The sequence below is a fragment of the Corynebacterium sp. 335C genome (assembly GCF_053525695.1).
Genome location: NZ_JASTTB010000001.1, coordinates 808234 through 830647, shown reverse-complemented (window position 1 = coordinate 830647; position 22414 = coordinate 808234). Strand labels below are relative to the sequence as shown.

At 74.4% G+C, this 22414-nt stretch carries 17 protein-coding genes; 13 read left to right on the top strand and 4 right to left on the bottom strand.

Annotated elements, in window-relative coordinates; all coding sequences use genetic code 11:
• Positions 1-179: 179 nt before the first annotated feature.
• Positions 180-1496 (top strand): glutamate-5-semialdehyde dehydrogenase, encoded by a 1317-nt coding sequence (locus QQS41_RS03515; RefSeq protein ID WP_448851300.1) that lies wholly within the window; start codon positions 180-182, stop codon positions 1494-1496.
• A gap of 245 nt (positions 1497-1741) precedes the next feature.
• On the opposite strand, the gene QQS41_RS03510 is transcribed toward QQS41_RS03515, so the two are convergent.
• Positions 1742-3913, bottom strand: a complete 2172-nt coding sequence (locus tag QQS41_RS03510) for a DUF222 domain-containing protein (protein WP_448851299.1) — start codon at positions 3911-3913, stop codon at positions 1742-1744.
• A 557-nt stretch (positions 3914-4470) separates the two neighbouring features.
• Here QQS41_RS03510 and QQS41_RS03505 point away from each other — a divergent pair.
• From QQS41_RS03505 to holA, 10 genes are all read left to right on the top strand, one after another.
• Positions 4471-6027 (top strand): lipase family protein, encoded by a 1557-nt coding sequence (locus QQS41_RS03505; RefSeq protein WP_448851298.1) that lies wholly within the window; start codon positions 4471-4473, stop codon positions 6025-6027.
• Between the two features lie 74 nt (positions 6028-6101).
• Positions 6102-7490, top strand: coding sequence for a lipase family protein (locus tag QQS41_RS03500; protein WP_448851297.1), 1389 nt, complete (start codon positions 6102-6104; stop codon positions 7488-7490).
• Positions 7491-7543: 53 nt separating this feature from the next.
• Positions 7544-9202: a lipase family protein gene (locus tag QQS41_RS03495; protein ID WP_448851296.1), complete on the top strand. Its 1659-nt coding sequence runs from the start codon at positions 7544-7546 to the stop codon at positions 9200-9202.
• A 179-nt stretch (positions 9203-9381) separates the two neighbouring features.
• Positions 9382-10053 carry a nicotinate-nucleotide adenylyltransferase gene (nadD, locus tag QQS41_RS03490; RefSeq protein WP_448851295.1) on the top strand — a complete coding sequence of 224 codons (672 nt, stop codon included), beginning with the start codon at positions 9382-9384 and terminating at the stop codon, positions 10051-10053.
• 10 nt (positions 10054-10063) lie between these two features.
• Positions 10064-10546 carry a ribosome silencing factor gene (gene rsfS, locus QQS41_RS03485; protein WP_448851294.1) on the top strand — a complete coding sequence of 161 codons (483 nt, stop codon included), beginning with the start codon at positions 10064-10066 and terminating at the stop codon, positions 10544-10546.
• Between the two features lie 65 nt (positions 10547-10611).
• A complete protein-coding gene (locus QQS41_RS03480; RefSeq protein WP_448851293.1) occupies positions 10612-11403 on the top strand; it encodes a histidine phosphatase family protein in 792 nt (263 codons plus the stop codon).
• Positions 11400-12560, top strand: a complete 1161-nt coding sequence (locus tag QQS41_RS03475) for a DegV family protein (RefSeq protein ID WP_448851292.1) — start codon at positions 11400-11402, stop codon at positions 12558-12560. Before QQS41_RS03480 ends, QQS41_RS03475 begins: the two co-directional genes overlap by 4 nt.
• A gap of 182 nt (positions 12561-12742) precedes the next feature.
• Positions 12743-13627: a ComEA family DNA-binding protein gene (locus tag QQS41_RS03470; RefSeq protein ID WP_448851291.1), complete on the top strand. Its 885-nt coding sequence runs from the start codon at positions 12743-12745 to the stop codon at positions 13625-13627.
• A 176-nt stretch (positions 13628-13803) separates the two neighbouring features.
• Complete coding sequence (locus QQS41_RS03465; protein WP_448851290.1) at positions 13804-15618, top strand: ComEC/Rec2 family competence protein; 1815 nt, start codon at positions 13804-13806, stop codon at positions 15616-15618.
• Positions 15606-16610, top strand: coding sequence for a DNA polymerase III subunit delta (holA, locus tag QQS41_RS03460; RefSeq protein ID WP_448851289.1), 1005 nt, complete (start codon positions 15606-15608; stop codon positions 16608-16610). The genes QQS41_RS03465 and holA overlap by 13 nt, the downstream gene beginning before the upstream one ends.
• 110 nt (positions 16611-16720) lie before the next feature.
• On the opposite strand, the gene QQS41_RS03455 is transcribed toward holA, so the two are convergent.
• A complete protein-coding gene (locus tag QQS41_RS03455) occupies positions 16721-18376 on the bottom strand; it encodes a flavin monoamine oxidase family protein (protein ID WP_448851288.1) in 1656 nt (551 codons plus the stop codon).
• On the opposite strand from QQS41_RS03455, the gene QQS41_RS03450 reads away from it, so the two are divergent.
• Positions 18348-19208, top strand: coding sequence for a lipocalin family protein (locus tag QQS41_RS03450; protein WP_448851286.1), 861 nt, complete (start codon positions 18348-18350; stop codon positions 19206-19208). The two genes, QQS41_RS03455 and QQS41_RS03450, sit on opposite strands and share 29 nt — an antisense overlap.
• Positions 19209-19314: 106 nt before the next feature.
• Here the strand turns inward: QQS41_RS03450 and rpsT are convergent, their stop codons facing one another.
• Both rpsT and QQS41_RS03440 read right to left on the bottom strand, forming a co-directional pair.
• The gene (rpsT, locus tag QQS41_RS03445; RefSeq protein WP_448851285.1) at positions 19315-19581 is read right to left on the bottom strand and encodes a 30S ribosomal protein S20; all 267 of its coding nucleotides are present in this window, start codon (positions 19579-19581) and stop codon (positions 19315-19317) included.
• Between the two features lie 270 nt (positions 19582-19851).
• Entirely contained in the window at positions 19852-20409 is a 558-nt protein-coding gene (locus QQS41_RS03440; protein ID WP_448851284.1) for a type II toxin-antitoxin system PemK/MazF family toxin, read from the bottom strand.
• A gap of 78 nt (positions 20410-20487) precedes the next feature.
• Between QQS41_RS03440 and lepA the strand changes: the two genes are divergently transcribed.
• Positions 20488-22329 (top strand): translation elongation factor 4, encoded by a 1842-nt coding sequence (lepA, locus tag QQS41_RS03435; protein WP_448851283.1) that lies wholly within the window; start codon positions 20488-20490, stop codon positions 22327-22329.
• The last annotated feature ends 85 nt before the right edge of the window (positions 22330-22414 follow it).

The window sequence follows — 22414 nt, the reverse complement described above, 5'->3', positions numbered from 1 at the left end:
GACCGCGCATCCACCGGATGCGCGTGACGACGCACGCCTCCCCGGGCCACCCGCCGGCCCCCGCGAGGGAGCATCGACCACAACCGCATCACCGCGACCCCGGCCGCGCAGACGGAAGCCCCGCGGCGGGGGCACGCGAACCGGAAACCACGCCCCGCGGCTTCCCTATGCTGGTGAACATGTCTGAGACGAACCCCGCAACGACCGACGTCCGCGCCGCCGAGCGCGCCGAGGTCCTCGAGAAGGCCCGGCGCGCGAAGGTCGTGACCTCCGAGGTCGCCACGTGGACCTCGGCCCGCAAGAACGAGATCCTCCTCGCCGCCGCCGACGCCCTCGTCGCCGCGACCGACGAGATCGTCGCCGCCAACGAGAAGGACATCGAGGCCGGCCGCGAGCGCGGCATCGCCGAGTCCCTCGTCGACCGCCTGCGCCTCGACGCCGGCCGCATCGAGGGCATCGCCGGCGGCCTCCGCCAGGTCGCCGGCCTCACCGACCCCGTCGGCGAGGTCCTCCGCGGCTCCACCCTCCCCAACGGCGCCCGCCTGTCGCAGGTCCGCGTGCCGCTCGGCGTGATGGGCATGGTGTACGAGGCCCGCCCGAACGTCACCGTCGACGCCTTCGGCCTCGCCCTCAAGTCCGGCAACGTGGCCCTGCTGCGCGGCTCGAAGTCCGCCGTCCGGTCCAACGAGGCGCTCGTCGGCGTGCTGCGCCGCGTCCTCGCCGACCACGACGCCCCCGAGGACCTCGTCCAGCTGCTGCCGTGCGAGACGCACGACTCCGTGCAGGACCTCATCACCGCGCGCGGCCTCGTCGACGTGGTCATCCCGCGCGGCGGCGCCGGCCTCATCAACGCCGTCGTCGAGGGCGCCACCGTCCCCGCCATCGAGACCGGCACCGGCAACTGCCACATCTACATCGACGGCTCCGCCGATCTCGACGAGGCGATCGCCCTCCTGCTCAACGGCAAGACCCGCCGCGTCTCCGTGTGCAACGCCACCGAGACGGTGCTCATCGACGCCGCCCTCGGCGACGAGGGCGTCGGCCGCGTCCTCGCCGCCCTCGCCGACGCCGGCGTCACCGTCCACGGCGACCGCGAGAACCTCGACGCCGGCGCGGGCGTCGACCGCGCCGTGCTCGACGGCGTCGTCGCCGCGACCGACGAGGACTGGGACGACGAGTACCTGTCCATGGACATCGCCGCGAAGGTCGTCGACGGCGTCGGCGAGGCCGTCGCCCACATCGCCGCCCACGGCTCCGGCCACACCGAGGCCGTCGCCGCCCGCGACTGGGGCGTGTGCGAGCGCTTCGTCGCCGAGGTCGACGCCTCCACCGTCAACGTCAACGCCTCCACCGCGTTCACCGACGGCGAGCAGTTCGGCTTCGGCGCGGAGATCGGCATCTCCACCCAGAAGCTCCACGCCCGCGGCCCCATGGGCCTGCCCGAGCTGACGTCCTCCAAGTGGGTGCTGCGCGGCGACGGCCAGACGCGCCCGTAGCGGGCTCCCGCGGCGCGGCGCGACGTGACGCCGAGGCACTGAGGCGCTGAGTCGCTGAGTCGCAGAAACCCCGAGGCTCCGAGGCGTCGCCCCGCGGACCGCATCCCTGGTGGAGGCCCCGGTCGGCCGGTGAACGAACACCGGCCGGCCGGGGCCTCGTCGTGTGCATGGCCGTCGGCATCCAGGCACGCGACGGCATCCGGGCACGCGACGGCATTCGGGTAGCCGAGGCTCGCGGGTGGCCGTCAGAACGGCGGCGGGCCGGGGGACTGGATCCACGACGGGGTACCGGGTGAGCGCGGCACTTCGCGCGGGATCGTCATGGAGACGGGTTTCGCCTGGGTGGGCGGATCGGTTCCCCGGTCTACGTCCGGTTCTCGGGCACCGCCTCGTTCACGGGTCCCATCTGGGTCGCGGTACCGGTCCAGCTCACGGGTCCATCCAGGATCGCGGGTCCCGCGGGAGGGCACCGGGGAGCCGGGCTGTGACGGATGGGGTGCGTGGTGGGGGATGTGACGCCGAGGGGATCCCGCCGCTGGATGCTCCGCCGCCGGAGGTCCCGCCGCCGGAGGTCCTGCCGCCGGAGGTCCTGCCGCCGGAGGCCCCGGTGCCGGGTTTTCCTCCGGCGAGTGGGATTCGGGTGGACGTGCCTCCGCGGGGTATCCCTCCGCCGCCCGGGAGGGCGGGGAGTCGTTGAACAGCGTCGCCCTCCGTGGCCCCGGTCGGTTCCTCCCGCCGCCTCCCGGTGATTCGGCGTGCGACGGGTGCCGCAGCGGGGTGCCGTCCGGGTGGACGGGGCCCGACCAGCCGGAACGGTGCCCGTTGGCGGCGGTCCGCGGCGTCATGTGGCCCTTGCGCACGTCCGACCAGGTGTCGTCGTTGTTCACGTGGTGGGTGCGGCAGAGGGGGACGAGGTTCTCGATGTCGGTGCGGCCGCCGGCGAGCCAGGCGACGATGTGGTGGACGTCGCACTCGTCGAGCGGGCGGTCGCAGCCGGGGTGCTGGCAGCAGCCGTCGAAAACCTGGAGCGCGATGCGCTGCGCGGTCGTCGCCGTCCGGGCGGACCGGCCGAGCCGCAGGTTCATGCCCTGCGGCGCGGGGTCGCCGTCGACGAGCGCCGCGTACCAGTGCGTGTCGAGCCCCAGGCGCAGGACCTGTGCGAGGGTGAGATCGATGCCGACGTTCGTCGTGCCGGTCATCGTCGCGGTGTTCGCCTGCCTGCCGTCCGGAAAGCCGGCGGCTCCCGGTCCGCCGCCGGCGCCATGGGCGTGCGGATGAGGATGGTCGTGGCCGCACCCGCAGCCGTCGGCACCGCAGCCGTCGACTCGGCCGTCGTGCGGGCCGGGGGAGTGGTGCGCGGACGCGTGGTCGTCGCCGAACGAACGGTCGCCGAACGGGCCATCGTCCGGTCGGGTCATCCCGCCGTCGCGCCCGCGGAACGTCACGACGACGGTCGCGTGGCCCGCGGCGTGCGCGCCGGGCTCGGCATGCATCGCCCCGTCGATCATCCGGGAGAAGGCGTCCATGTTGCGCTGCCCCTGCGAGCGCCGGTCGTCGACGCCGTCGGGGAGCTCGATGCCGGCGCCCTTGACGGCGTGCGTCGTCAGGTACTTCCGCAGCAGCGCGGCAGAGTGCGCGGGCATGCGCCCGCCGAAGCGGAACGAGCCGTCGCGGTCGGCCTGCTTCGACACCCAGAAGTCGCGTTCGCGCAGATCGGAGAACGGGTCCGGCGCGGCGTGCGCGTTGGACTTGTCGACCAGCGCACGCGTCTCGCGCCGCACGCGGTCGGCGTTCCACTCTCCGGCGCGCTTGAGGATGCGCGCCTTGATGTCCTCGGCGGTCATCGATCCGCCGGACCGCAGCCGCTTGAGCTCGCGCCGCAGAGCGTCGAGTTTCGCGGGGGTGATGTCGCCGTCGGATGCTTTGCGACGCGCCTCCTCACGCGAACGCTCCCGCTCGCGCCGGAGGCGTTCCTCCTCCGCCGCGCGGGCGGCGGCCTCCGCGGCGGCGGCCGCGGCAGCTGCGTCGGCGTCGGGGCCGTCGTCCGTCTCGGGCCCGTCCCCGAAGCTGCCGGAGCCGCCGCCGAACAGCCCCGCCTCGTCGGGCGGGAGGTCGCCGCCGTCGTCGTCCTCCGGCTCGACGTCGCCGAGCACGCGGACGGCCTCCATCCGCTCGCGGGCCTGGGCGCGGGAGATGCCGAGGACTCGGCTGAGGAACCCGCACGTGTCGGTTGTGCCGGAGCGCCGCTGGGCGGCGTCGCCCATCGCGAACTCGGTGAAGGCGAGGTCGAAGCCGGAGCGCCTGCTCATGGTCCGCTCGAACTCGGCGGCGATGGCGAGGGCGTCGTCCCACGGCAGCTTGTCGGCGCCTTTCGCGATGTCGCCGAGGACGGACAGGGAGGCGCGGAGGCTCGCCATCGCGGCGCGGGCACCGGCGACGGTCGCGGAGCCGGAGAAGAATGCCGCGTCGGTGATATCGGGCTCGTCCGTAGCCGAAGCCCGAGCCGCAGCCGCGCCCGCGGCAGCTCGCGCCGTCGCCGCGCCGTCAGCGTCCGCTGCACCACCCGCTGCTACAGCCGCGCCCGCGGCAGCACCCGCCATCGCCGTCGCGGTAGCCGTGAACTGCGGTTTCCCCGCCCTCGTGTCGCGCATCGTTCCCTCCCCTCACGCGTTGCCCGCACCATACGAGGCGACCCGACATTCCCTTCCCCGCACGACCCCGGATCGGCGCCGGAACGACCTCCCGAGCATCCCCGAACCGCCGACCCGGCCCTCGCGAAGGGACGGGAGCCGTGGCGGGAAACGTCGAAAAGCGCTGCGCAGCAACGCATCTCACCAGCACCAGAAACCGCCGCGAAAAACCCGGCCCGACCTGCGGATTCCTTTGCCCCCGAAAGGGGGTGACGCTACCGGCGGCTCCGCGGAATAGCTCCGTTCCGGCTGGAGACAAAACTATTTCACCTACTCTTCCCCGCATGACCCGCATGCCGATCCCGCCGAAGACGCCGAAGAAGAGGGTGGCCGCGGCCGTCTCCGCCGCCGCCCTGCTCGCCGTGACCGCGCTCAACGCGGGCCCGGCCGCCGCCGACCCCGCCATCCCCGAGCTCCCCGACGTCCCCGCGCAGGTCGCCGACGCGGGCAGTGCCGGCTCCGACGCCGCACCGGGCGGCACCGCCAACGGCAGCGCCGACACCCCCGCCGCCGACTCCGGCAGCGCCCCCTCCGACGACCACGTCGGCAACTCCTCGGAGCTCCCGGGCGCCTCGGGCAGCTCCGCGGGCTCGTCCGCCGTCGACGGCGTCCTCGACGCCCTGCCGGCCAACCCCACCTGGAACGACCCCGCGACCGCCCCGTTCTACGAGCCGCCGGCGACCATCCCGGCCCCGGGCACCGTCATCCGCACGGCGCCGGGGGAGCAGCTGCTGCAGAAGACGGGCATCGACTGGCCGGGCACGGCGGAGAAGATCATGTACGCCTCGACGAACGAGCGCGGCGAGCCGACGGCGGTCACGGGCGTCGTCTTCACCCCGACGAAGGAGTGGGAGGGCGAGGGCCCGCAGCCGACGGTGATCCTCGCGCCGGGCACGCTGGGGCAGGGCCGCCAGTGCGCGCCGTCGGCGGGCTACGGCATGTTCCTGAACATGGATCTGGGCGTCCCGACGGTCGCGACGAACTATGAGCTCGTCTCCGCGTACGGCGCGCTGTCGAAGGGCGCGCGCGTCATCATGACGGACTACATCGGCATGGGCACCCCGGGCCCGCACACGTACGTGAACAGCGCCGACGAGGCGCAGGCGGTGCTCGACGCGGGCCGCGCGGGCCTGTCGCAGATCGGCCTGCCGGCGGATTCGCCGGTGGCCATCATGGGTTACTCGCAGGGCGGCGGCGCGGCGGCGTCGGCGGCGGAGCGGGCGCCGGAGTACGCGCCGGACCTCAACATCGTCGCGACGTACGCGGGTGCGCCACCGGCCGATCTGCGCGAGGTGCTGAAGCAGATCGACGGCAGCCTCATCACGGGCGCCATCGGGTACGCGCTGAATTCGGGCCTGCGCTACAACCCGCAGCTGGAGTCCCTGGTGGACGTGCACCTCAACGAGGAGGGCAAGGACTTCCTCGACTCGGTGCGCACACAGTGCATCGTCGACACGGCGGCGACGTGGGGCCTGAAGAACACGTCCGAGTTCACGAAGGACGGCATCACCTTCTCCGAGCTGCTGGAGCGCATCCCGGAGGTCGCCTCCTACGTCGACCGCCAGAAGCTGGGCCAGGGCCGCGTCCCGGATCATCCGATCCGCATCGACAACAGCGCCGCAGACGACGTCATCCCGCCGGGTCAGGCGGAGCAGCTGGGCCGCGACTACTGCTCGCTCGACGGGCACGTCGACATGGAGATCCACCACTACGACCCGACGATTCCGCGATCGGCGCTCGACCACGCGCTGCCGATGCTCATCAACCAGTCCACCTCGCTCGAGTTCGTCATGAACGCCTTCCACGGCGAGGTCCCCGAGTCGAACTGCGGGTCGTTCTGATGCGCGCGGTCCGGGGCCGCGCGGGGTCGCGGCGCGCGTCCGGGGCGCGGTCGCGGTGGATCGAGCGTTGTCGCGTGACGACGTCCCGGGCCGCCGTCGCCGCCGTCGCCGCGGCGGCGCTGCCCGCCGGGCTCCTCGCGGCGCCGGCGTCCGCCGACCCGGCCGCGCCCGCCGACCCCGCCGTCGGCAACAGCTCCGTCATCCCGGGCTCCGCGGAGGGCTCGTCGGCGGTGGGCGGCGCTCTGCCGCGCAACCCCGCCTACGCCGACCCGGCGACGGACCCGTTCTACGAGCCGCCGGCGGACGTCCCCGCCGCGGGCACCGTCATCCGCACGGCGCCGGCGCAGCATCTGCTGCAGCACATCGGCGTGGACTGGCCGGGCACGGCGCAGAAGATCATGTACGCCTCGGTGGACGCGCAGGGCGCGCCGACGGCGGTGACGGGCCTGCTGTTCGAGCCCGTGAAGGAGTGGGAGGGCGACGGCCCCCGGCCGACCGTCGTCGTCGCCCCGGGCACGCTGGGGCAGGGCCGCCAGTGCGCCCCGTCGGCGGGCTACGGCCTGCTCGTCAACGCCGACGCGGCGACGCCGACGCTCGGCCTGAACTACGAGCTGACCACGGCGTACCAGGCGACGGCCCGCGGTGCGCGCGTCATCGTCACCGACTACATGGGCATGGGCACCCCGGGCCCGCACACGTACGTGAACAGCACGGACGAGGCGCATGCGGTGCTCGACGCCGCCCGCGCCGCCAACGCGCTGGCGGGCGATCCGTCCGCGCCGGTGGCCATCACGGGCTACTCGCAGGGCGGCGGCGCCGCGGCGTCGGCGGCCGAGCGGGCGTCCGAGTACGCCCCGGCCCTCGACATCCGCGCGACCTACGCGGGCGCGCCGCCGGCGGATCTGCGGGAGGTGCTCAAGCAGATCGACGGCACCCTCATCACCGGCGCGATCGGCTACGCGCTGAACGCCGGCATCCGCCACGACCCGGCGCTGGAGCAGGAGATCGACCCGTTCCTCACCGACGACGGGCGCGATTTCCTCCGAAGCGTCCGCACGCAGTGCATCTTCGACACGGCGGCGACGTGGGGCCTGCGCACGACCGACGGGCTGACGGCCGACGGGTCGTCGTTCTCGGAGCTGCTGTCGGAGGTGCCGCGCGTCGCGGCGTACGTCGACGAGCAGAAGCTGGGCCGCCCCGGCCGCGTGCCGGATCACCCCATCTACATCGACAACAGCGACGCCGACGACGTCATCCCGCCCGGCCAGGCCACGCAGCTGGCTCGCGACTACTGCACGCAGGGCGGCCACGTGGTCCACGCGATCCACGACTACCGCCCGACGGTGCCGAAGTCCGTCATCGACCACGTCCTGCCGATGCTGGTCAACCAGTCCGATTCCTTCGACTTCCTCTTCGACGCCCTCAACGGCGCCTCGCCGGAGTCGAACTGCGGGTCGTTCTAGCCCCGCCCGCCCCAGACGAACCCTCGCCCCACGCTTTCCGAAAGGCCATGCCCATGTCCCCGAATCCCCGCGCCACCAGCAGTGATGTGCTTGACGACGGCCTCCGCGCGCGTCGCGTCGCCGTCCGCGCCGGAGTCCCGGTCGGCGCGACCGAGACCGCGGCCGAGACCACCGGCACCGCCGCCGCCCTCGCCGCGCCCCGCCCACGTCTGACGGCGGCCCGCACCGCCGCGGCCGCCCTCCTCGCCGCGGCCGCGGTGCTCGCGGGGCCCCAGGCCGGCGCGACCCCCGTCGACCCCGCCGATCTCGCCGACCCCGCCGCCGCAGAAGCCGCCGACGCCGACGCCCCCTCCTACGGCTCCCACCACATCCCGGGCGCCCCGGGCGCCCCGGGCGCCCCGGGCGCCCCGGGCTCCTCGGAGGGCTCGTCGCAGCTGCCGGGCTCGGGTCCGCTGACGCCGCATCTGCCGCGCCGTCCGGCGGGGTCGGAGGCGCCGGGGCTGTACCCGGAGCCGGTCGACGGGCTGGACGACCCCTTCTACCAGGCCCCGGTGAGCGGGCAGGCGCCCGGCGAGATCATCACGACGCAGCCGGCGAAGCACCTGCTGGACGCCGCCGGCGTCGGTGCCTGGCCGGGCACCGCGACGAAGATCCTCTACGCGTCGACGGACGCGACGGGCACGGTCCGCCCGGTGTCGGGCTTCGTCATCGAGCCGTCCGCGGCGTGGGAGGGCGGCGGCGAGCGCCCGACGGTGGTGCTGGCGCCGGGCACGATGGGCCAGGCGGATCAGTGCGCGCCGTCGTCGGGCGCGGGCCTGTTCGCCAACGCGGACCGGCTGCCGTCCATCGGCGCGAACTACGAGCTCGTCGCGGCGTACCTCGCGGCGTCGCGGGGCATGCGCGTCGTCGTCACGGACTACATCGGCATGGGCACGCCGGGCACGCACGCGTACATCGGCTACGACGACCAGGGCAATGCGGTCCTCGACGCGGCGCGCGCGGCGTTGGCCCACGCGGGCGCGCCGGCGGATGCGCCGGTGGCGTTCATGGGCTACTCGCAGGGCGGCGGCGCGTCGGCGGCCGCGGCGGAGCTGGCGCCGGAGTACGCGCCGGAGCTGAACGTCAAGGCCGCCTACGTGGGCGGCCCGCCGGCGAATCTGGCGGACGTGTCGGCGGCGGTCGACGGCAACATGATCGTCGGCGTGCTGGGCTACGTCCTCAACGCGGGCCTGGAGTACAAGCCGGAGCTGGCGCCGCTGGCCGACGAGCTGCTGAACGACCGGGGCCGCGAGTTCCTGGCGTCGACGCGCGGGCAGTGCATCGTCGATTCGATGGTGTCGTGGGGCGGCCTGTCGACGACGGATCTGACCTCCGACGGCCGGTCGTTCCGGCAGCTGGTGGATGACGTCCCCGAGATCCGGGACTACGTCGGAAAGCAGAACCTGGGGCAGCGGACGCCGCAGGTGCCGATCCTGCTGGAGTCGGCGGTGAACGACGACACCATCCCGACGGAGCAGGCGCGCGAGCTGGGCCGCGGCTACTGCTCGGCGGGCGTGCCGGTGGCGTTCCTGGAGAACGCGACGCCGGCGATCCTGCCGAAGTCGACGGCGAATCATCTGCTGCCCATCTTCACGGACGCACCGCCGGCGCTCGACTACCTCGACGCGGTGTTCCGCGGCGAGGAGCCGCGCACCGACTGCGGCTCCTTCTGATCGCCCGACGATGCCCCGGGCCCGCGCATCGCGCGCGGGCCCGGGGTGTCCGCGTTCCCGGGGCATGCGCGTGACGACGTCCCCCGCGTCGCGCGCATCCTCCACCGGGCCGCGCCCGGCCGCGCCGCGCCCCCGGCCGTCCCGCGCCGAATGGGGCGGCGCGGCACCCGGGCGGTACGATGACCCGCATGTCAGACACCGCCTCCGCCGTCTCCGGCGCCGCCGTCCAGCCGTCCCCGACGGGCGATGGCCCGGCGCTGCGCCGCGTCGGCGTCATGGGCGGCACGTTCGACCCCGTCCACCATGGCCACCTGGTGGCGGCCAGCGAGGTCGCCGACCGGTTCGACCTGGACACGGTGGTGTTCGTCCCGACGGGCGAGCCGTGGCAGAAGAAGGACCGGAAGGTGACCGAGGCGGAGGACCGCTACCTGATGACGGTCATCGCAACCGCCTCCAACCCGCGGTTCACCGTGTCGCGGGTGGACATCGACCGGCCGGGGCCGACGTACACCATCGACACGCTGCACGACCTGAAGGCGCAGTTCCCGGACGCGGAGCTGTTCTTCATCACGGGCGCCGACGCGCTGCGGAAGATCGTCACGTGGCGCGACTGGGAGCAGATGTTCGACCAGGCGACGTTCGTCGGCGTGAACCGCCCGGGCTTCCACCTGGAGAAGATCGATCTGCCGGAGGCGGCCCGCTCGCGGGTGCATCTGGTGGAGATCCCGGCCATGGCGATCTCGTCGACCGACTGCCGGGAGCGCGCCGCCGCGGGGCGCCCGGTCTGGTACCTCGTGCCGGACGGGGTGGTGCAGTACATTGCCAAGCGGAACCTGTATCAGAGGAGCTGAACAAGAAATCGTGACCGCCACGGATCAGGCCAGGAAGCTGGCCTCCATCGCCTCCATCGCCGCCGACCGCATGAAGGGCGAGGACATCCAGGTCCTCGACGTCTCCGGGCCGCTGGTCATCACCGACGTCTTCGTGCTGATCAGCGCGGACAACGAGCGACTGGTCTCCGCGATCGTCGACGAGGTCGAGGACGACCTGCGCGACGCCGGCGCGAAGCCGGTGCGCCGGGAGGGCGTGCGCGAGGGCCGCTGGGCCCTGCTGGACTACGGCACCGTCGTCGTCCACGTGTTCCGCCACGAGGAGCGGGAGTACTACGGCCTGGACCGGCTGTGGAAGGACTGCCCGGTCGTGGAGGTCGAGGGCGTCGAGCAGCGGTCGCCGCTGACGCAGGCCGGCTCCTCCGAGGCGGACGGCCCGGACGCCGCCCGCACGGCCACCGACATCGACCAGATCCCGCTGGCCGGCGAGGGCCCGGACTCGAACGAGCTGTAGCGGCCGAGCCGCAGCAGCGCAGAGACCGGCCCCGACCGACCCCGTCCCCAGCAAAGGCCCCGACCATGCCCGCCCACGCCCCGGACACCGCCCCCGCCCGCAGGCTCCTGCTCCTGCGCCACGGGGAGACCACGTACAACGCCACCCGGCGTATGCAGGGGCAGATGGACACGACCCTGTCGGACGCGGGCGTCGCCCAGGCGCACGCGGTGGCGGGTCATTTCGGCGAGGTGGAGCGGGGCATCCGCCGCATCGTCGCCTCCGACCTGTCGCGGGCGCACCAGACGGCCCTGGCCGTGGGCCGGGCGCTGGGCCTGGAGGTCGCCGTCGACGAGCGGCTGCGGGAGACGAACCTCGGCGTGTGGCAGGGGATGACCCACGGGGAGATCGACGAGGCGGAGCCCGGCATGCGCTGGCGCTGGCGCAACGACCCGACGTGGGCGCCGGAGGGCGCGGAGACGCGCATCGAGGTCGCCGCGCGGATGCGCTCCGTCGTCGACGAGCTGCTGGAGTCCGACGCGGACTGGCCGGGCTCGACGACGCTGCTGGTCGCCCACGGCGGCGCCATCGCGGCGCTGACGGGCGCGCTGCTGGACGTGCCGCAGTCGATGCTGACCATGTTCAACGGCCTCCGGAACACCGCGTGGGTGGAGCTGGAGGCCCGCGAGCGCCCGGATGGGGAGCTGGGCTGGTACCTCGGCGCGTTCAACGCACGGCTGACCTCGGCGGATCCGGCGCCGGCCGACGGCGCGCAGCCGGGCCCGTCGGGTGACGCGACGGCCGCGCCGGGTGCCGCGGGCGACGCGCCCGCCGACGGCGCCGCCGCCCCCGCAGGCCCCGAGGGGACCGGGGCGTGACCGCCGGGCGGGTCGAGGTCGTCGTCGACGACACCTCCTGCCTGACGGAGGAGAAGGCGGCGGCCCACGGCATCACGATGCTGCCGCTGCCGCTGGACCTGGACGACGACAAGCCGAAGACGTCGGCCCTGCAGCCGCTGCCGCTGGCGGTGACGTACGCGCGGGCCCAGGAGCGCGCCAAGGACGCGGGCGTGCTGGCGCTGCACCTGTCGAAGGCGCTGTCGTCGACGTGGCAGAACGCCCGCACGGCCGCCGCCGCCGTGGGGCGCTGCGAGGCGCCGGACACCGCGACCGTCGGCGCCGCCCTGGGGCTGGCCGCCATCGCGGCGGCGGAGGAGTCCGCGGCCGGCGGCGACCTGGAGTCCTGCCTCGCGGCGGCGGAGGACGTGCTGCGCCGCTCGCGGCTGTGGATCTACGTGCCGAAGCTCGACGCGATGCGCCGCGGCGGCCGCATCTCCGCCGGTCAGGCGGTGCTGTCGACGGCGCTGTCCATCAAGCCGGTCATCGGGCTGTCCGACGGCGCCCTCCACGTGGAGGCGAAGTGCCGCACGGAGGCGAAGGCCCTGGAGACCATCGTCGACCGCTGCATCGCCGCCGCGGGCGGCCGCCCCGCCCGCGCGGTGGTGCAGCACAGCGGCGACGCGGATCTCGCGGCCGGGCTGTGTGACGTCCTGGAGCTGAAGCTGCCCGCCGGCTCCGAGGCGACGTCGGTGGATCTGCCGCCGGCGCTCATCGCGCACGCGGGGCCGGAGGCCTGCGCGGTCTCCCTCGTCGTCGCCGATGGCGCGGACGATCCGGACTCCACCGACGCGGACGGCGCGTCCGACGCGCATCCCGCCGACGCCGCCCGCACCACCGCGGGCCCCGACGGCTCCCCGCTGGTGACGACGGTGACCTCGAAGCTGCCGACGTGGAGCGCCAACCGCCGCGCCGCGAAGGAGCGCGCAGAGGCGCTGCAGCGCGCCATCGCGGAGCTCGCCCTGCGCGACAAGTCCGACCCGGAGGGCGCCCGCTTCGGCGCCGACGCGAAGCGCGAGTCCGGCGCCTCCGCCGACCAGGAGCCGCCCGCGGCGGACGCGGATTCCGGTGAGCGTGCGGAGCCCGGGACGGACGCGGGTCACGCCGGTTCGCGTGACGACGCCTCCCGCGACGACTGACGCCCAACCGCCCCGTCCCCGCCCCGGCTGTGCTGCCGCGGCGGGGTCCTTTTTGCTCCGCGAGCAGCAGGAGACCCGCCCCGCGCCATAGTTATTCACGGGCCACGGAGCGTCCACACCCGGTGCCGGGCTCGCCGTCCGGCGGGCGGTGCGCGTCGGGGCCGGGGCTACCGTCCGGGGCCGTGAACGACACGCTGCGCTCCCGCATCGGCGACCTGCTGGCCCCGGTGCCCGCCGACGAGTCGATGCCCGTCGACTTCACCCGCCGCCGCTGGAGACCCGGCCGCAGGGCCGTCATCGCGATGGGCTCCGTGGGTTTCCTCGTCGTCCTCGCGCTGGCGGTGTGGTGGCTGCGCACGCCGACGCTGCAGATGCCCGAACCCGGTCAGCCCGTGGTCGCCGCGGCCGCCGACGGCATGGGCCCAGGTGACATCGCCGGTGGCCGGGGCGGTGCCGCTGTGGGAGGCGCCGGCGGCGTGGGAGCCGCGGCAGGCGGCGGTTCGGGCGCCGCGGGCGGTGCAGGAGGCCCGGATGGCGCCGCGGGCGCGGGCCCGGCGGGCGGCGGCGCGGCGGGGGAGCAGCCGTCGGAGATCGTCGTCTCGGTGGTGGGGCTGGTGCGGCACCCGGGCGTCGTGACTCTGCCGGGCGGGGCGCGCGTCGCCGACGCCCTTGCCGCCGCCGGCGGCATGCTCCCCGAGGCCGATCCCGCCAGCGTCAACCACGCCCGCAGGCTCGCCGACGGGGAGCAGATCCTCGTCACCGACGTGCCGGCCCCGCCCGGCAGCCCCGACGCCGCCGGAGCCCCGGCCGGTGCGGGAGGTGCCGCGGGCGCGGCCGGAGCCGGGGGAGCGGGCGGTGCCGGGGGAGCCGCTGGCGGCCTCGTGAACCTCAACACCGCCGACGAGGCGGCGCTGGACCAGCTGCCCGGCGTCGGCCCCTCGACGGCGCAGAAGATCATCGCCCACCGCGACGCCAACGGGCCGTTCGGCGCGGTGGAGGAGCTGATGGAGGTCTCCGGCATCGGGCCCGCCAAGTTCGAATCGCTCAAGGACCTGGTGACGGTGTGATCGCCCCGGCCGCGCCCCGCCGTCCCCGCCCGCACCGCCGCCGCCCGCTACGTCGGTCCAGTCCGCTGCATGGGCCACGCCCACCCCGGTTCCGCCGGGCACGCGAGGTCGACTCCGCCCATGCCATCCCCGCCGACGGCGAGACCCTGGGCCTGAAGCCGGGCCTGGATCTGCGGATGGTTCCGGCCGCGCTGGTCGCATGGGTGGCCGCCGCGTGGGCGCTCGCCGCCCGCGACGTCGCCACCGGGGTCGCGGTCGGCATCGTGGGCGTCGTCGCCGCGGCCCTCATGCTGCGGGCGGGGTGGCCGCAGATCGCGATGCCGGCGCTGGCGGGGGCCGTCGTCACGCTGGCGGCGACCGTGCGCATCGCGGCGGCCGACCGCCACCCGCTGGCCGCGCGCACCGGGGCGGCGGACACGGTGACGCTGCGGCTGACGGAGGCGCCGTCGGACACCGAGCACGGGGCCATCGCCACCGCGGCCGTCGAGGGGCTGCCCGGGCGGGTGACCGTCTTCGGCGGGGAATCGCTGCTGGACCACGACACGGGGACGCGGCTGCGGGCCGTCGCCGGCGTCGACGACGCCGACCGGCCGTCGCTGTCGGGGCTGACGCTGTCGCTGCGCGGCGACCCCATCGCCGCGGCGCCGCCGGACGGGCACGTCGCCCGCGTTCGCGGAGGCCTGGCCGATGCCGCCGCGGGCCTGCCGCCCGGCCCCGACCGGCTGGTGCCCGCAATGGCGCTGGGCGATGAACGCGGCTTCTCGCCGGAGTACCGCGACATGATGACCGACGCCGGGCTCGCCCACCTGTCGGCGGTGTCCGGCGCGAACGTCGCGCTGGTCGTCGGTGCGGCGATGGCCGCGCTGGCATGGGCGCCGCCGCGCATCCGGACGGCCGCCGGGGCGGTCGCGTTGGCCGGCTTCGTCGCGGTCGTCGGCACGGAGCCGTCGGTGCTGCGGGCGATGCTGACGGGCGCGGTGGGGCTCATCGCCGTCGTCACGGGCCGGGCCCACCAGGCGCTGCCGGCGCTGGCCGGAGGGTGCGTCATCCTGCTCGTCGCCCACCCGGACCTGGCGGTGTCGGCGGGCTTCATGCTGTCCGTCGCGGCGACGGCGGGTCTCGTGCTGGCGACGGTGCCCGCGACCAGGCGGCTGCTGCTCGTGCCGGGGCTGCGGTCGGCGCCGGCGCCGGTGGTGCGCGCGGTGGCGGTGGCGCTGGTCGCCCACGTCGCGACGGTGCCGGTGCTCGCCCTGACGGTCGGGGAGGTCTCGCACGTCTCCGTCGCGGCGAACGTCGTCGCCGCCCCGGCCGTAGCGCCCGTGACGGTGGCGGGCACGCTCGCCGCGGTGGCCGTGCTGCTGCACCTGGACCCCGTGGCCGTCGTCCTCGTCCACGTCGCCGCGCCGTTCGCGTGGTGGGTCCACCAGGTCGGCGTGCTGGCCGCGGCGGTGCCCGGTGCGTCGTCGCCGATGGGCTCGGCGGGAGCCGCCGCCGTCATCGCCGTGGCCGTCGTCGCCTGGCGCCTGCCCGCGGCCGCCGCCGCGGTGGCGGCGCTGCTGTGCCTGTCGACGGGCACGGCGCTCGCCGCCGGCGCCCACCAGCCAGCGGCCCCTCCCGGGTGGATCGCGCTGGCGTGCGCCGTCGACGGGCGCATCGCCGTCGTGGCGCCCGGTCAACCGCCGCCCGGCGGCGGCGATGGCGCCCGGGCCTGCCGGAGAGCCGCGGCCGGGGGAGGGGACGCGGCCACGGCGCCCCCGGGCACCGTCGTCACGCGCGACCTCGGCGAGCTGGAGGAGATGTCCGCGTTCGCGGCGTCAGGTGAGCGCGCCGAGGCGGGATGGGCGGCCGTCGCCGACTGCGGCGACCGCGCCCGGCGACGGGTGCAGATGCCCGACGGCACGCCCGTCGTCTGCCCCGCCCGCGACGGCCCGGCGGCGCTGTACCCCGGAGGGGCCGTGTGGACGCAGGGGATGGCACGATGGGACGCGTGACCCAGACGACGCCCGCCCCCGTGAACCTCATCGTGGGCAAGGAGGGGCTGCTCATCGACCGCGCCCGGCTGGCCATCGTCGCCGCCGTGCGCAAGGCCGCCGCGACGGACTCCGACCCGGAGGGCCGCCAGGTGCCGCTCGACCAGCTGCGCGCGGGCAACGTCACCCTCGTCGAGCTCACCGATTTGCTGAGCCCCTCGCTGTTCGGCGAGGACCGCATCGTCGTCCTCACCGAGTGCGACGAGGCCGGCGCCGAGCCCGCCAAGCTCATCGTCGACGCGGCGAAGGACCCGGTGCCGGGCATCACGCTCATCCTCCAGCACTCCGGCGGCGGCCGGCAGAAGAAGATGGTGCCGGAGCTGCGGAAGGCCGGCGCCGCCCTCTTCGAGGCGGAGGAGGTCAAGGCCCGCGATCTGCCGAACTTCGTCCGCGCCGAGCTCGACCGCAACGGCGTGAAGGCCTCCGGGCAGACCGTCAACACGATCCTCGACGCCGTCGGCTCCGACCTGCGGGAGCTGGCGACGGCCATCGCGCAGCTCGCCGCCGACACCGGCGGCAAGATCACCCCGACCGCCGTGCGCACCTACTACGGCGCATCGGCGGAGGTCTCCGGCTTCGAGGTCGCCGAGCTCGCCCTGACCGGCCAGGCCGCCGAGGCGCTGGCGAAGATGCGCCGCGCCGTGCAGCTCGGCGTCGCCCCGGTGCTGCTGGCCTCGGCGGTGACGCGCATGACCGGCGAGGTCGCCCGCCTGCACGGCGTGCGCAGCGTCAACCCGAACCGCGACGCGGCGACGTACGGCATGCCGCCGTGGAAGCTGAAGAAGACCCACGGCCTCGCCCGGGCCTGGTCGACGCCGGCGATGGCGCGAGCGGTGCAGGTCGCCGCCGATCTGGAGTTCGACGTCAAGGGCGGCACCCGCAACGTCGGCTACGCGCTGGAGACCGCGGTTCTCGAGATCGCTCGCCTCGCCCGGGAGTCGCACCGCCGCTGATGCCGCAGCGTCTCCGGCACCGCCGCGCGTGACGACGGGACCCGCCGCCACCGCCCGTAGGCGTGGCGGCGGGCCCCGTTCACCCGCACCGTCCGGCGCGGCGACGCCGCCTACAGCGCCGCGACGGCCTCCTTCGCCGCCCGCCGGCCCGCGGTGACCGCGCCGTCCAGGTAACCCGTCCAGTAGTGGGCCGTCTCCGTGCCCGCCCAGTGGATGCCGCCGACCGGGGCGCGCAGCGCCGGGCCGACCGTGCTGAGCGTCCCCGGCATCGTCACCGCCACCGGGCCGCCCCACGACCACTGTTCGTGGTTCCAGCGGAAGTAGCCGGTGTCGACGGCGGTGTGGACCTCCGGGCCGAAGTACCGCTCCAGGGCGCCGAGGCACTCGGCCTTCATCGTCGCGTCGTCCGCCCCGTCGAGGCGGCGCATCTCGTGGGAGGAGATGAAGCCCATCAGCACGTCGCGGCCGTCGGGCAGGTAGGACTCGAAGGTCACGTCGATGGGGCCGCCGTCGCCGATGGTCTGGCCGGACAGGCCGCGCTCGCGCCACCACGGCCGGTCGTAGACCGCCATGAACTTGCCGATGGACCCCATCGCGTAACCCTGCTGCAGCTTCACGCGGTCCTCCGGCAGCCCCGGCTCGAAGGTGATGCGGTCGCGGATGGCGGGGCTCATCGCGACGATCACCTTCGACCCGTGGAACGTGCCGGCGGCGGACTCGACGGCGTAGCGGCCGCCGTCCTCCGCGATGCGGCTGACGGGCGCGCCGGTGACCAGCACGTCGGCGAGGTCCCGGCCCATCGCCAGCGGAATCTGCGCCATGCCGCCGTGGGCGAACCACTGCTGCGCGCCGTCGCCGGTGTACACCAGGCGCTCGACGGTGCCGGGCTGGGTGGGGGGGGGGGAGCCCGCGGCGGCGATGTAGTTGATGACGTAGAGGGCGCTGACCTCCTCCGGCCGCACCGACAGGGCGACGGACTCGATGAGGTCCATCATCACGTTCGCGCCGTAGGAGATGCTGTGGCGGTCGACCCACTCGCCGAACGTCATCGAGTCCCAGTAGGACGCCAGCGGGTGCTTCCACGGCTCGCCGACCGGGAAGTCCGCCAGCGAGACGCCGTTGAGCAGCTGCTGGCCGACGAGCGTCTCGGGGACTCCGACGTCCATCGGCACCGGGCCGACCATCGTGTTCGCGGGGAAGCGCGTCGACTGGCCCTTGAGGTGGAGGATGGACTCGCCCTCGTTGTACGTCTCCGCCAGCTCGACGCCGTAGCGGTGCGCGAGGTCCAGCATGGCGTCCTGCGTGGGGCCGAGGAACTCCGCGCCGCCGTCGATGGTCACCCCGCCCGGGGTGGTGACGTTGTGGCAGCGGCCGCCGACGCGGTCGCGCGCCTCCAGCAGGATGACGCTGCGGCCGGAGTCGCGGACCTCCATCGCCGCGGCGAGGCCCGACAGGCCCGCGCCGACGACGATGACGTAGGCCTCCGTCGACCCCAGTGCGCGTGCCGACGGTCCCGCCAGCGCGCCGAACGCGCCCGCGGCCACGGCTCCGCCGGCGACCATGCCGAGGCCCGCGAGCGCCGCGCGGCGGGAGAACCGGCGCCGGCCGAACCCTCCGAAGGACCCTCCGAAGGTCCCGCCGGACCCGCCGCCGGCCGCGTCGGCCGCCGCGTCGGCCGCCGCGTCGGCCGCCGCGCCGGGCGCCGCGCCCGATGCCGCCCCGAGGGTGGGGAATCGGTTGCTGGAGGGGGAGTGCTGGTCCGTCATCGGTGTCCCTTCGTCCGAGGTCTCCGCCGCCGCGTCCGCCGCGGGAGGCGTTCTCGCCGCCGCCCCGGCGGCCTTCGCGGACCCCGAGCAGGCCCCGTCCGCCCCCGGTTCCGCCGCCGTCGCCGACGCCGCCGAAGCCCTCCCGGGCTCCGCCGTCGACGCCCTCCCCGGCGGAGCGGCCCCCGCCCTCGTCCTCCCCGACGGCCTCGGCGACGTCGTCCCGCCGGGCCTCGCCCTCCCCGGGCCGAACGACGTCCCGGGCTCCTCGGAGCTCGGCTCCTCCGGCCCGCTCGCCGACCCCGCGGACGTCGCCGCGGCGCTCGACCCGTCGGTCACCGCCGCGGACCTGCCGGGCCGCTGGTACATGCTCTCCGACATCCCGCAGCCCTACACGTGGCACTGCAGCGAGAGCACGTGGTGGGACATCACGGCCTCCGACCGCGGCCTCGAGATCGTCAACACGTGCCGCGGCTGGGAGGAGCAGGACGTCGTCACGAAGGGCTGGGCGGCCGTCAGCGACCCGCAGCGCCTGCGCCTGTCCTTCCCCGACACGCCCATCTTCGGGGACGCGCAGGTCTTCGCGGACGAGGCGAAGAGCGACAACTTCGTCATCCGCGCCGCCGCCCCCGACGGCTCGTGGTTCATCGCCGGCGACGAGGACGGCACCGCCGCCACGCTCTTCGCCACCACCCCGGCGCTCGACGAGGGGCAGTGGAAGATCGCCCACGACGCCGCGGTGGAGCTCGGCATCCAGCCGTGCCTGATGTTCATCTCGCCGACCGACGGCGGCGCCCCCGCCGACCCGCCGGCCGTGCTCTGCACCTGGGTCTAGTCCGCCCGCCCCGCACACGACGACGCCGCCCCGCCGCCGAGGGATGAACCTCGGCCGCGGGGCGGCGTCGTGTCCGACGGGCGCGGGGCCCGGCGGGGACGGTGTCCTAGGACTCCATCTTGTTGACGGCCTTGGCCAGGCCGGACTTCTTGTTGGCCGCGGTGTTGCGGTGGAAGACGCCCTTGGTCACGGCCTTGTCCAGCTTGCGGGACGCGACGCGCAGCTGCGTCTCGGCGGCGGTCTTGTCGCCGGCCTCGATGGCCTCGCGGGTCTTGCGGATCTCGGTGCGGACCGCGGAGCGGATGGCCTGGTTGCGGACGCGGGCCTTCTCGTTGGTCTTGATGCGCTTCTGCTGGGACTTGATGTTCGCCATCGTGGTGCCTCTTTCGATGAATCTCGGTGAAGGTCGCCCGCCGATCCCCGGCATGGCCGGGCGGGGCTCCGCCTCGCGGACCCAAGGTCCTGCCCGCGTGGCGTCGCGGTCGTCGGGAGACAACTCGGGAAACCCTACCAGTCCTGGGGCGACGGGCCAAAAGCCGGGCAGGTGGGCGTCGTAAAGCGCTGACGGGGGAGCGTGGTCACGGGCCGGCGCGCGGGGACCGCGCGCACCCACTCGCGGAGGCGCGTTGCGACGGGTGCCGCGTCACGTCCAGCCGTAGTCGGCGCGGAGGCGGTGGGCGATGCGCTCGAAGCGGCGGCGGGGCAGGACGGTGCCGGAGCGGCGGATGCCGGACTCGGGCACGACGAGGACCCTGTCCAGGCGGACCCAGGAGGGGCGGGCCTCGCCCTCGAAGGAGCCGGTGCCGATGTAGAGCCAGCGGTCGTCGTCGGCGTGGCGGGCGTCGGCGGAGATGAGCGCGCCGAGCAGCTCGCGGCGGTGCCGGCCGATGACGACGACGGCGCGCTCGTGGGACGCCGACGACTCGCCGTCGAGCTGCACCGGGGCGAAGACGATCTCGCCGGAGTCGGCGTGGCCGTCCATGTCGGGCGCGTAGACGATGGAGCGGGCGACCTTGGCGGCGGGCTTGGCGACGGTGACGGCCTCGCGGCGCTCCGTCGCCGCGGCGTCGTCGTCCTCCACCGCCAGGCCCAGCTGCTCGGTGAGCTGGGCGAGCGCCCCGTCGAGCGGGTCGGGGCCGCGGAACACGCGGACGGCGGCGCCCCAGCCGTCGCGGAGGCGGTCGCCCAACCGGTTGCTCATGGTCAAGGAGCATAGCGGCGGCGGGTACTGTTGTGGGGACCGAGCCCACCCGACGGCAAGAGGAAAGTGATTTCGGACGTGACCGGGAACTTCGCCGCGACGACGTTCACGGATCCCCAGCGGATCCGGAACTTCTGCATCATCGCCCACATCGACCACGGCAAGTCGACGCTGGCGGACCGTATCCTGCAGCTGTCGGGCGTGATCGAGGACCGCGACATGCGCGACCAGTACCTCGACAACATGGACATCGAGCGTGAGCGCGGCATCACCATCAAGGCGCAGAACGTGCGCCTGCCGTGGAAGCCCCGCACCGGCGCGCACGCGGGGGAGGAGACCGTCCTCCACCTCATCGACACCCCCGGCCACGTCGACTTCACCTACGAGGTCTCCCGCGCCCTCGAGGCATGTGAAGGCGCGATCCTGCTGGTCGACGCGGCGCAGGGCATCGAGGCGCAGACGCTGGCGAACCTGTACCTGGCCATGGAGAACGACCTGGAGATCATCCCGGTCCTCAACAAGATCGACCTCCCGGCCGCCGACCCGGACAAGTACGCGGAGGAGATCGGGCACATCATCGGCTGCGAGCCGGAGGAGGTGCTGCGCGTCTCCGGCAAGACCGGCGAGGGCGTCGCCGAGCTGCTGGACCGCGTGTGCGAGCTGGTGCCGCCGCCGGAGGGCGACGCCGACGGCCCGCCGCGCGCCCTCATCTTCGACTCCGTGTACGACACGTACCGCGGCGTCGTCACCTACGTCCGCGTCATGGACGGCCGACTCAACGCGCGCGACATGATCCGGATGATGTCGACGGGCGCGAAGCATGAGCTGCTGGAGATCGGCGTCGTCAGCCCCCAGCCGATGAAGACGAAGGGCCTGGGCGTCGGCGAGGTCGGCTACCTCATCACCGGCGTGAAGGACGTCCGCCAGTCGAAGGTCGGCGACACCGTCACCCTGGCGAAGAACGGGGCGGAGGAGCCGCTGGCCGGCTACGAGGACCCGAAGCCGATGGTCTACTCCGGCCTGTTCCCCATCTCCCAGGAGGACTACCCGGATCTGCGCGACGCGCTGGAGAAGCTGCAGCTCAACGACGCGTCCCTGACCTTCGAGCCGGAGACGTCGGTGGCGCTGGGCTTCGGCTTCCGCGGCGGCTTCCTTGGCCTGCTCCACATGGAGATCACCCGCGCCCGCCTGGAGCGCGAGTTCGGCCTGGACCTCATCTCCACCGCCCCGAACGTCGTCTACCGCGTCGTCGCGGAGGACGGCGAGGAGATGATGGTGCGCAACCCGTCCGACTGGCCGGGCTGCAAGCCGCGCGAGGTGTGGGAGCCGATCGTCAAGACGACGATCATCGTGCCCAGCGAGTTCGTCGGCCCGACGATGGAGCTGTGCCAGACCAAGCGCGGCGAGATGGGCGGCATGGACTACCTGTCCGAGGACCGCGTGGAGCTGCGGTACACGATGCCGCTGGGCGAGATCATCTTCGACTTCTTCGACATGCTGAAGTCCCGCACGAAGGGCTACGCGTCCCTCAACTACGAGGAGGCGGGCGAGCAGCTGGCGGACCTGGTGAAGGTCGACATCCTGCTGCAGGGCGACGCGGTCGACGCGTTCAGCGCCATCGTCCACCGCGACAACGCGCAGTTCTACGGCAACAAGATGACGAAGAAGCTGAAGGAGATCATCCCCCGCCAGCAGTTCGAGGTGCCGGTCCAGGCGGCCATCGGCTCGAAGATCATCTCCCGCGAGAACATCCGCGCGCTGCGCAAGGACGTCCTGGCGAAGTGCTACGGCGGCGACATCTCCCGCAAGCGCAAGCTGCTGGAGAAGCAGAAGGCCGGCAAGAAGCGCATGAAGTCCATCGGCTCCGTGTCGGTGCCGCAGGAGGCGTTCGTCGCCGCCCTGTCGACCGACGGGGAGTAGCCCGGGCACGGCACCGGGAGGTGCGTGACGACGGCGCCCGCGCGTGGTGCGCGGGCGCCGTCGCCGTGCGCGGGGAGGGTGCGCG

Coding starts and splice junctions, on each gene's coding strand:
- QQS41_RS03515 (WP_448851300.1), top strand. CDS start 180: ATGTCTGAGACGAACCCCGCAACGACCGACGTCCGCGCCGCCGAGCGC.
- QQS41_RS03510 (WP_448851299.1), bottom strand. CDS start 3,913: ATGGCGAGCCTCCGCGCCTCCCTGTCCGTCCTCGGCGACATCGCGAAA.
- QQS41_RS03505 (WP_448851298.1), top strand. CDS start 4,471: ATGACCCGCATGCCGATCCCGCCGAAGACGCCGAAGAAGAGGGTGGCC.
- QQS41_RS03495 (WP_448851296.1), top strand. CDS start 7,544: ATGTCCCCGAATCCCCGCGCCACCAGCAGTGATGTGCTTGACGACGGC.
- nadD (WP_448851295.1), top strand. CDS start 9,382: ATGACCCGCATGTCAGACACCGCCTCCGCCGTCTCCGGCGCCGCCGTC.
- QQS41_RS03480 (WP_448851293.1), top strand. CDS start 10,612: ATGCCCGCCCACGCCCCGGACACCGCCCCCGCCCGCAGGCTCCTGCTC.
- QQS41_RS03465 (WP_448851290.1), top strand. CDS start 13,804: ATGGTTCCGGCCGCGCTGGTCGCATGGGTGGCCGCCGCGTGGGCGCTC.
- holA (WP_448851289.1), top strand. CDS start 15,606: ATGGGACGCGTGACCCAGACGACGCCCGCCCCCGTGAACCTCATCGTG.
- QQS41_RS03455 (WP_448851288.1), bottom strand. CDS start 18,376: ATGACGGACCAGCACTCCCCCTCCAGCAACCGATTCCCCACCCTCGGG.
- rpsT (WP_448851285.1), bottom strand. CDS start 19,581: ATGGCGAACATCAAGTCCCAGCAGAAGCGCATCAAGACCAACGAGAAG.
- QQS41_RS03440 (WP_448851284.1), bottom strand. CDS start 20,409: ATGAGCAACCGGTTGGGCGACCGCCTCCGCGACGGCTGGGGCGCCGCC.